The organism is Paraburkholderia sp. GAS41 (assembly GCF_050436545.1).
Classification (GTDB): domain Bacteria; phylum Pseudomonadota; class Gammaproteobacteria; order Burkholderiales; family Burkholderiaceae; genus Paraburkholderia.
On record NZ_JBNDMK010000020.1, the window covers coordinates 143447 to 153307 of the forward strand.

Sequence of the window (9861 nt, forward strand, 5' to 3'; positions counted from 1 at the left end):
CGATTAGTTGCGGTCGAGGTCGATATCGATACCGAGCGAGCGGATTTCCTTCACCAACACGTTGAAGGATTCCGGCATGCCTGCATCGATCACGTGATCGCCCTTGACCAGGTTCTCATAGACCTTGGTCCGGCCAGTCACGTCATCCGACTTCACCGTCAGCATTTCCTGCAGCACGTACGATGCGCCGTACGCTTCGAGCGCCCACACTTCCATTTCACCGAAACGCTGGCCACCGAATTGCGCCTTACCGCCCAACGGCTGCTGCGTCACGAGCGAGTACGGGCCCGTGGAACGCGCGTGCATCTTGTCGTCGACCAAGTGGTGCAGTTTCAGGTAGTGCATGTAGCCGACCGTGACCGTGCGCTCGAACATTTCGCCCGTGCGGCCGTCGTACAGACGCACCTGGTTCTTCGACGGCGTCATGCCGAGGTTCTTCGCGATGTCGTCCGGGAAGGCCAGATCCAGCGCGCGCGACATTTCTTCTTCCGTCGCACCGTCGAACACCGGCGTCGCAAACGGAACGCCTTCGCGCAGGTTCTTCGCCAGTTCGACGATTTCGTCGTCCGTGAAGCTGTCCAGCTCTTCAGCGCGGCCCGACTCGTTGTAGATCTTGATCAGGAATTCGCGCAGTTCAGTAATCTTCGCCTGACGCTGCAGCATTTCGCCGATACGCCAGCCGAGACCCTTCGCGGCCCAACCCAGATGCACTTCGAGAACCTGACCCACGTTCATCCGCGACGGCACGCCGAGCGGATTCAGCACGACGTCAGCCGGACGGCCATCGGCCATGTACGGCATGTCTTCGATCGGAACGATCTTCGACACCACACCCTTGTTACCGTGACGACCGGCCATCTTGTCACCAGGCTGCAGGCGACGCTTGACTGCCAGGTACACCTTGACCATCTTCAGTACGCCTGGCGGCAGTTCGTCGCCCTGGGTGAGCTTCTTGCGCTTTTCTTCGAACGCGAGGTCGAACTGGTGACGCTTCTGTTCGATCGAGTCCTTGATGGCTTCGAGCTGCGCCGCTGCCTCTTCGTCCGCGAGGCGGATGTCGAACCAGTGATAGTGGTCGAGATCTTCCAGGTAAGCCTGTTCGATCTTCGTGCCCTTCGCGAGCTTCTTCGGTCCACCGTTCGCGACCTTGCCGTCCAGCATACGAGCGAGACGCTGGAATGCATCGCCTTCCACGATACGCAACTGGTCGTTCAGGTCGAGGCGATAGCGCTTCAGTTCATCGTCGATGATCTGCTGGGCGCGCTTGTCGCGCTGGATGCCTTCACGCGTGAACACTTGCACGTCGATAACCGTGCCGCTCATGCCGGACGGCACGCGCAGCGAGGTATCCTTCACGTCCGAAGCCTTCTCACCGAAGATCGCGCGCAGCAGCTTTTCTTCCGGCGTCAGCTGGGTTTCGCCCTTCGGCGTCACCTTACCGACCAGCACGTCGCCTGCTTCGACTTCAGCGCCGATATAGACGATGCCCGACTCATCGAGACGGCCGAGTTGCACTTCAGCCAGGTTCGAGATGTCGCGCGTGATTTCTTCCGGTCCGAGCTTCGTATCGCGAGCAACGACGTTCAGTTCTTCGATGTGGATCGACGTATAACGGTCGTCCGCAACCACCTTCTCCGAGATCAAGATCGAATCTTCGAAGTTGTAGCCGTTCCACGGCATGAACGCGACCAGCATGTTCTGACCGAGAGCCAGTTCGCCGAGGTCGGTCGATGCGCCGTCAGCCAGCACGTCGCCACGCGACACGATGTCGCCGACCTTCACGATCGGGCGCTGGTTGATGTTCGTGTTCTGGTTCGAACGCGTGTACTTGATCAGGTTATAGATGTCCACGCCGGTTTCGCCATCAGCGGCTTCATCGTCATTCACGCGGATCACCATACGGCCTGCGTCGACGTAATCCACTATGCCACCGCGGAATGCCTGAACCGTCGTACCCGAGTCGACTGCTACCGTGCGTTCAATGCCGGTACCGACCACGGCCTTTTCAGGACGCAGACACGGTACAGCCTGACGCTGCATGTTCGAACCCATCAATGCGCGGTTCGCGTCATCGTGCTCAAGGAACGGAATCAGCGAGGCTGCCACGGAAACGATCTGCGACGGCGCCACGTCCATGTACTGGATGCGGTCCGGCGTGACCATCAGCGTTTCGCCCGCTTCACGCGAGGACACCAGTTCGTCGGTCAGCGAGCCGTCAGCAGCCACTGCCGCGTTCGCCTGAGCGATCACGTAACGACCTTCTTCGATCGCCGACAAATAGTCGATCTGATCGGTCACCTTGCTGTCCACCACCTTGCGATACGGCGTTTCGAGGAAGCCGTATTCGTTCAGATGCGCGTACAGAGCCAGCGAGTTGATCAGGCCAATGTTCGGACCTTCCGGCGTTTCAATCGGGCACACGCGGCCATAGTGGGTCGGGTGCACGTCGCGGACTTCAAAGCCAGCGCGCTCACGCGTCAAACCGCCCGGGCCAAGAGCCGAAACGCGGCGCTTGTGGGTGATTTCCGACAGCGGGTTGGTTTGGTCCATGAACTGCGAGAGCTGCGACGAACCGAAGAACTCGCGAATGGCCGAAGAAATCGGCTTCGAGTTGATCAGGTCGTGCGGCATCAGGTTTTCGCTTTCGGCCTGGCCGAGGCGTTCCTTCACAGCACGTTCCACACGCACGAGACCCGCACGGAACTGGTTCTCCGCCAGTTCGCCGACGCAACGCACACGACGATTGCCCAAGTGGTCAATGTCGTCCACTTCGCCCTTGCCGTTACGCAGTTCGACCAGGATCTTGATCGTCGCGAGGATGTCGTCGTCCTGCAGCGTCATCGGGCCGACGATTTCGTCGCGGCCGACACGCCGGTTGAACTTCATACGACCCACCTTGGACAGGTCGTATGCGTCTTCGCTGTAGAACAGACGATTGAACAGCGCCTCGACGGCTTCTTCTGTCGGCGGCTCGCCCGGGCGCATCATGCGGTAGATCGCGATGCGCGCGGCCATCTTGTCCGCGGTTTCGTCAATGCGCAGCGTCGACGAGATATACGGACCTTGATCCAGGTCGTTCGTGTAGAGCGTCTGGATGTCCTTGATCTTCGCTTCGCGCAGCTTTTCGAGGACGGTCTCGGTGATTTCGTCATTCGCGTTAGCGATGACTTCACCCGTGTCGCCGTCGACGACGTTCTTCGCCAGCACGCGGCCGAGCAAATAGTCTTCCGGAACCGAGATGAATTTCGTCTTCGCGTTTTCGAGGTCGCGAATGTGCTTGGCGTTGATCCGCTTGTCCTTCTGGACGATCACGTTACCGTCACGGTCCGTGATATCGAAGCGCGCGACTTCACCACGCAGACGCTCCGGCACGAATTCCATCTGCGCGCCTTCCGGCATCAGCGTGAAATTGTCGAACACGAAGAAGTTTGCGAGGATCTGTTCCGGCGTAAGGCCAATGGCCTTCAACAGGATCGTGACCGGCATCTTGCGGCGACGGTCAACGCGGAAGTACAGCACGTCCTTCGGATCGAATTCGAAGTCGAGCCACGAACCACGGTAAGGAATGATACGTGCCGAGAACAGCAGCTTGCCCGAGCTATGCGTCTTGCCCTTGTCGTGTTCGAAGAACACGCCCGGCGAGCGGTGCAACTGCGAAACGATTACACGTTCCGTGCCGTTGATGACGAACGAACCGGTCGGCGTCATGAGCGGAATTTCGCCCATGTACACTTCCTGCTCCTTCACTTCCTTGACGACCGGCTTGCTCGGCGATTCCTTGTCGAGCAGCACGAGGCGTACTTTGGCGCGCAGAGCCGAACAGTACGTCAAACCGCGCTGCTGACATTCCTTGATGTTGAATGCCGGCGGCGACAGCATGTAGCTGACGAACTCTAGACGGGCGAAGCCGTTGTGAGAAACAATGGGGAAAACGGACGTAAACGCCGCTTGCAGGCCTTCCGGCTTGCGTTGCGTCGAAGACGTGTCGGCTTGCAGAAACGTGCTGAATGATTCAAGCTGGGTAGCCAGCAGGAAAGGTACTTGGTGAACGATGGGGCGCTTCGCGAAACTCTTGCGAATACGCTTCTTCTCGGTGAAGGAATATTGCATACGATCTCCGAATCACGGCGGGCATTGTTGTCGAGGCAGGATACCTTGATGAGACAACCCGAGTGTTCACCGACTGAGACCCGATGGCCGTCCGATGGCTTGAACGAGCCTAGAAGCTTGGTGGTTGGCCGCTACCAACCGCTGGCTGACGGCAGCGGATGCCTATGTTGCCCGCTACCCGACCAAACTTGCCTTCTGCAGTCGCTTCAGAAGACAAAGAGAAACGCCGGTCAATGTTGCTGAAAGGCGGTTTTCTTTGGCCTCTAGGGTCACGTTCTTGCCGAATCATCCATGCAAAAACGTAGTTCCCACAAAGCACAAAAAGGCCGGCGGTGGAAAACCGCCAGCCTTCGCACAGCGCGCCGAAACTTACTTGATTTCAGCTTTCGCGCCGGCTTCTTCCAGCTTCTTCTTGGCTTCTTCAGCTGCAGCCTTCGGTACCGCTTCCTTAACAGGCTTCGGTGCACCGTCAACCAGATCCTTCGCTTCCTTCAGGCCGAGACCCGTCAGTTCACGAACAGCCTTAATGACCGAAACCTTGTTCGCGCCGACTTCCGTCAGGTTGACCGTGAATTCGGTTTGTTCTTCAGCCACAGCCGCAGCTGCGCCTGCCGGGCCTGCCACTGCAACAGCAGCTGCCGACACGCCAAACTTTTCTTCGAACGCCTTAACCAGCTCGTTCAGTTCCAGAACCGACATCGAGCTTACCGCTTCGAGGATGTCTTCTTTTGCGATTGCCATTTGAAATACTCCTAAATTGAATTCGGATACAGCCAGCGATCAATCACGCTCAGCCGAAGTGCGTTACGCAGCGGTTTCTTCGCCTTGTTTCTTTTCTGCCAGCGCGGCCAGAGCGCGCGCGAAGCCGGAAACAGGTGCCTGCATAACGTACAACAGCTTGGAGAGCAGTTCCTCGCGGCTCGGGATGTTTGCCAGCGCTTGCACGCCAGCCTTGTCCATCACCTTGCCTTCGTAGGAACCAGCCTTGATGATCAACTTGTCATTGGTTTTGCCGAAGTCGTTGACGACCTTGGCAGCAGCAATTGCATCTTCCGAGATGCCGTAGATCAGGGGGCCAGTCATCTGCTCTGCCAGCGGAGCAAACGGGGTACCTTCGACAGCGCGACGCGCCAGCGTGTTCTTCAACACGCGAAGGTAAACCTGTTGCTCACGCGCTTTCGCGCGCAGCTTGGTCAGATCGCCAACCGCGATTCCACGATACTCAGCCAGAACCACGGTCTGGGCTTTCGCGACTTGCGCGGCAACCTCAGCGACGACGGCCTGCTTGCTTTCTTTGTTAAGTGGCACGGTTAACCTCCAGATTCGATACACGCAGCGTGCGCCTTGTGTACCGCGTTCAATAACGGCGTCCGACCAGTCAGGAGTACTTCGACCGCCCGCTCCCCGCATTGCTGCGGACAACCAACGGTTTCATCACTACAAAACCTTTTCGGGTTCGCCATCTGCGTTGGCTTTACATTAAGGGGCCGCCTGACTGCTGCTTTCCCGCCAACGGTCTTTGATAACCGGTCGCCTGATGCAGACTGCCATCCTGCGACCGCCCAAAGCCCTTAAACCGCCTCAACTCACATCGAGGCGGTGAATTTCTTACTGTGCTGCGAGCGATGTCTGGTCGACGCGAACGCCAACGCCCATCGTGCTCGACAGCGCGACCTTACGCAGGTACACACCCTTGCTCGTTGCCGGCTTCGCTTTTTGCAGCGCTTCGACGAGAGCAGCCAGGTTGCTGCGCAGAGCCGTCGGCTCGAACGAAGCACGGCCAATAGTGGCGTGAATAATACCGGCCTTGTCGACACGGAATTGCACCTGACCAGCCTTGGCGTTCTTCACAGCCGTTGCGACGTCCGGCGTCACCGTACCGACCTTCGGGTTCGGCATCAAACCACGCGGGCCGAGGATCTGACCGAGCGTACCAACAACGCGCATCGTATCCGGCGAAGCGATCACGATGTCGAAGTCCAGCTTGCCGGCCTTGACCTGTTCAGCCAAATCTTCCATACCGACGATTTCCGCGCCGGCTGCACGAGCTTGCTCAGCCTTTTCACCTTGGGCGAACACGGCAACACGAACCGACTTACCGGTACCAGCCGGCAGCACGACCGAGCCGCGAACCACTTGGTCCGACTTCTTCGCGTCGATGCCGAGTTGCACCGAAACGTCGATCGATTCGTCGAACTTCGCGCTTGCGCACTCTTTCACGAGCGACAGCGCTTCGTCAATCGCGTACAGCTTCTGGCGATCAACCTTATTTGCAAATGCTTGCAGACGCTTCGAAAGCTTAGCCATTTACACGCCCTCCACAGTGATGCCCATCGAGCGGGCGCTACCAGCGATCGTACGGACCGCTGCATCCAGGTCAGCTGCCGTCAGATCGGGCATCTTGGCCTTGGCGATGTCTTCAGCTTGAGCACGCGTGATCTTGCCGACCTTGTCGGTGTGCGGCTTTGCCGAGCCCTTGTCGATCTTCGCTGCCTTCTTGATCAGAACCGTAGCCGGCGGCGTCTTCAGAACGAACGTGAAGCTCTTGTCGGCAAACGCAGTGATCACAACCGGAATCGGCAGACCCGGTTCCATTGCTTGAGTCTGCGCGTTGAACGCCTTGCAGAACTCCATGATGTTCAGGCCACGTTGGCCCAGTGCCGGACCGACCGGCGGCGACGGGTTGGCTTTACCTGCAGGAATCTGCAGCTTGATAAAGCCGATGATTTTCTTTGCCATGTTGAAAACCTCGTTGGAACGCTGCACTGCTGCGTGCGGACGTTCAGTGAGTAGTAGCGCGTGTTCGCCAAAAAACTGACTACTGACGCTCCTCAACAGCCATTACGCGGGCCGTAAGCGCGAAATACGGACCGCGCCGTTAGGCGCGTTCCGCAAAAATAGTGACTACAACTTTTCAACCTGACCGAATTCCAACTCGACCGGTGTAGCTCGGCCGAAGATGGTGACGGACACGCGGACGCGCGATTTCTCGTAATTCACTTCCTCAACGCTACCGTTGAAATCCGTGAACGGGCCGTCTTTGACGCGGACCATTTCGCCAACTTCGAACAGGGTTTTAGGCCTCGGCTTCTCGACGCCTTCCTGCATCTGCGACATGATCTTCTCGACTTCCCGCGGGGAAATCGGGCTAGGACGATTGCGCGCACCGCCCACGAAACCTGTTACCTTTGCCGTGTTCTTCACGAGGTGCCACGTTTCATCCGTCATTTCCATTTCGACGAGCACGTAGCCCGGGAAGAAACGACGCTCGGTCACCGACTTGTGACCGCCCTTTACCTCTACCACCTCTTCAGTCGGCACCAAGATTTGGCCAAACTGGTCCTGCATGCCAGCACGTTCGATACGCTCCTGAAGCGCACGTTGCACGCTCTTCTCCATGCCGGAGTAGGCGTGCACCACGTACCAACGCTTTCCACTCGGGGACGCCGGAGTATCACTCATATCATTTCCAACCCAGAATCGCCGAGAAAATCGCCCATTCAATGGATTTGTCGCAAATCCACAGAAACACCGCCATGATGAACACGAAAGCGAACACCACGAGAGTTGTTTGCGTCGCCTCTTTACGAGTCGGCCACACAACTTTGCGGACTTCCTTGTACGAGTCCTTGGCGAATGCGATGAAACCCTTACCGGGCGCGGAGAGAAGTCCGACTGCAACACCCGCGATAACGCCAACAGCCAAGGCGGCTCCGCGGACGTACCATTCCTGGCTACCGAGCCAGAAGAACCCCACGAACCCGGCCAAGACCAACAATACACCCGCAGCGAGCATCAGCTTGTCACCGGAAGTATTTACAGTTTCGACGGAAGGATTCGCCATAACACCTTAACGAGCGCCATATACGGCGCGAGAGTTGGCAGGGGCAGAGGGAATCGAACCCCCAACCTTCGGTTTTGGAGACCGACGCTCTGCCAGTTGAGCTATACCCCTAAACCATTTTGGGGTTGACGACACCGCCAACCCCGGAACTTCTAATCATCGAGTACTGGCTGGCTTACTCGAGAATCTTGGCAACGACACCTGCGCCGACGGTACGACCACCTTCGCGGATAGCGAAACGCAGACCTTCTTCCATCGCGATCGGGTTGATCAACTTCACCGTGATCGACACGTTGTCGCCCGGCATGACCATTTCCTTATCCTTCGGCAGCTCAATCGAGCCCGTCACGTCCGTCGTACGGAAGTAGAACTGCGGACGGTAGTTGTTGAAGAACGGCGTGTGACGACCGCCTTCGTCCTTGCTCAGCACGTACACTTCAGCCGTGAAGTGCGTGTGCGGGTTGATCGAACCCGGCTTCGCCAGAACCTGGCCACGCTCCACGTCTTCACGCTTCGTGCCGCGCAGCAGGATACCCACGTTGTCGCCTGCCTGACCCTGGTCCAGCAGCTTGCGGAACATTTCCACGCCCGTGCAGGTCGTCTTCACCGTCGGCTTGATACCGACAATTTCGATTTCCTCACCGACCTTCACCACGCCACGCTCAACGCGACCCGTCACCACCGTGCCACGACCCGAGATCGAGAACACGTCTTCCACCGGCATCAGGAACGCACCGTCAACTGCGCGCTCCGGCGTCGGGATGTACGTGTCCAGCGCGTCGGCCAGGTTCATGATTGCCACTTCACCCAGCTCGCCCTTGTCGCCTTCCAGCGCCAGCTTGGCCGAACCCTTGATGATCGGCGTATCGTCGCCCGGGAAGTCGTACTTCGACAGGAGTTCGCGAACTTCCATCTCGACCAGTTCCAGCAGCTCAGCGTCGTCCACCATGTCGCACTTGTTCAGGAACACGATGATGTACGGAACGCCAACCTGACGCGCCAGCAGGATGTGCTCACGCGTTTGCGGCATCGGGCCGTCAGCGGCCGAGCACACCAGGATTGCGCCGTCCATCTGTGCCGCGCCCGTGATCATGTTCTTCACATAGTCAGCGTGGCCCGGGCAGTCGACGTGTGCGTAGTGGCGGTTCGCCGTTTCGTACTCGACGTGCGCGGTGTTGATCGTGATGCCGCGCGCCTTTTCTTCCGGCGCCGCGTCGATCTGGTCATACGCCTTCGCTTCGCCGCCGAACTTCGCGGTCAGCACCGTCGTGATCGCTGCCGTCAGCGTGGTCTTGCCGTGGTCAACGTGACCGATCGTGCCGACGTTCACGTGCGGCTTGGTCCGCTCAAACTTACCCTTGGCCATTTTCGACTCCTAAGAGGATTATCCGTACGTTGCGCCGCGCGCAAACAATCACTGAGTACTTGTGGTGCCCATGGGCAGGATCGAACTGCCGACCTCTCCCTTACCAAGGGAGTGCTCTACCACTGAGCCACATGGGCGCTACGTCTTTATTACTGGAGCGGGTGAAGGGAATCGAACCCTCGTCGTAAGCTTGGAAGGCTTCTGCTCTACCATTGAGCTACACCCGCAAGGATCTTTTCGATTCCCAACTACTACTTCTACATGCATTCTGGTGGAGGAGGTTGGATTCGAACCAACGTAGGCGTAAGCCAACAGATTTACAGTCTGCCCCCTTTAGCCACTCGGGCACCCCTCCGCAGAGAACTGATGATTATGGGGGAAGAGCAGCACAATGTCAATACTTGCTTGACCGCTCAAAACCCAACAGCTCTCACTTATAGCCTTTCCGTAAACGCAGAAACCCCACCTTGTGGGGTGGGGTTTCTGTTGCTGCTAGGGAGCCTGACGATTACCTACTTTCACACGGGTAATCCGCACTATC

8 protein-coding genes and 4 tRNA genes are annotated in these 9861 nt (G+C 58.1%); all 12 read right to left on the reverse strand.

The features are described from left to right. Positions 1-3 precede the first annotated feature (3 nt). Complete coding sequence (gene rpoB, locus P3T43_RS24975; RefSeq protein WP_429283695.1) at positions 4-4110, reverse strand: DNA-directed RNA polymerase subunit beta; 4107 nt, start codon at positions 4108-4110, stop codon at positions 4-6. A 369-nt stretch (positions 4111-4479) separates the two neighbouring features. After that, positions 4480-4851 carry a 50S ribosomal protein L7/L12 gene (rplL, locus tag P3T43_RS24980; protein WP_035554731.1) on the reverse strand — a complete coding sequence of 124 codons (372 nt, stop codon included), beginning with the start codon at positions 4849-4851 and terminating at the stop codon, positions 4480-4482. Positions 4852-4914: 63 nt separating this feature from the next. After that, entirely contained in the window at positions 4915-5418 is a 504-nt protein-coding gene (gene rplJ / locus P3T43_RS24985) for a 50S ribosomal protein L10 (protein ID WP_007180144.1), read from the reverse strand. A gap of 300 nt (positions 5419-5718) precedes the next feature. Beyond that, positions 5719-6417 carry a 50S ribosomal protein L1 gene (rplA, locus tag P3T43_RS24990; protein WP_429283696.1) on the reverse strand — a complete coding sequence of 233 codons (699 nt, stop codon included), beginning with the start codon at positions 6415-6417 and terminating at the stop codon, positions 5719-5721. After that, a complete protein-coding gene (gene rplK / locus P3T43_RS24995; protein WP_074262715.1) occupies positions 6418-6849 on the reverse strand; it encodes a 50S ribosomal protein L11 in 432 nt (143 codons plus the stop codon). A 165-nt stretch (positions 6850-7014) separates the two neighbouring features. Next, on the reverse strand, positions 7015-7572 hold the full coding sequence (gene nusG, locus P3T43_RS25000) for a transcription termination/antitermination protein NusG (protein WP_007180147.1): 558 nt from the start codon (positions 7570-7572) through the stop codon (positions 7015-7017). A gap of 1 nt (position 7573) precedes the next feature. Further along, positions 7574-7954 (reverse strand): preprotein translocase subunit SecE, encoded by a 381-nt coding sequence (secE, locus tag P3T43_RS25005; protein WP_074301410.1) that lies wholly within the window; start codon positions 7952-7954, stop codon positions 7574-7576. A 35-nt stretch (positions 7955-7989) separates the two neighbouring features. Next, positions 7990-8065: transfer RNA gene (locus tag P3T43_RS25010), tRNA-Trp, on the reverse strand. Between the two features lie 64 nt (positions 8066-8129). Then, a complete protein-coding gene (gene tuf, locus P3T43_RS25015) occupies positions 8130-9320 on the reverse strand; it encodes an elongation factor Tu (RefSeq protein ID WP_074262708.1) in 1191 nt (396 codons plus the stop codon). Between the two features lie 62 nt (positions 9321-9382). Beyond that, positions 9383-9457: transfer RNA gene (locus tag P3T43_RS25020), tRNA-Thr, on the reverse strand. Positions 9458-9473: 16 nt separating this feature from the next. Next, positions 9474-9547: transfer RNA gene (locus P3T43_RS25025), tRNA-Gly, on the reverse strand. Positions 9548-9589: 42 nt separating this feature from the next. Then, positions 9590-9675, reverse strand: a tRNA-Tyr gene (locus P3T43_RS25030). Between the last annotated feature and the right edge of the window lie 186 nt (positions 9676-9861).

Bases quoted from the DNA above. Each gene is read 5' to 3' on its own strand.
- secE (WP_074301410.1), bottom strand. From the start codon at position 7,954: ATGGCGAATCCTTCCGTCGAAACTGTAAATACTTCCGGTGACAAGCTG.
- rplK (WP_074262715.1), bottom strand. From the start codon at position 6,849: ATGGCAAAGAAAATCATCGGCTTTATCAAGCTGCAGATTCCTGCAGGT.
- tuf (WP_074262708.1), bottom strand. From the start codon at position 9,320: ATGGCCAAGGGTAAGTTTGAGCGGACCAAGCCGCACGTGAACGTCGGC.
- rplA (WP_429283696.1), bottom strand. From the start codon at position 6,417: ATGGCTAAGCTTTCGAAGCGTCTGCAAGCATTTGCAAATAAGGTTGAT.
- rplL (WP_035554731.1), bottom strand. From the start codon at position 4,851: ATGGCAATCGCAAAAGAAGACATCCTCGAAGCGGTAAGCTCGATGTCG.
- nusG (WP_007180147.1), bottom strand. From the start codon at position 7,572: ATGAGTGATACTCCGGCGTCCCCGAGTGGAAAGCGTTGGTACGTGGTG.
- rpoB (WP_429283695.1), bottom strand. From the start codon at position 4,110: ATGCAATATTCCTTCACCGAGAAGAAGCGTATTCGCAAGAGTTTCGCG.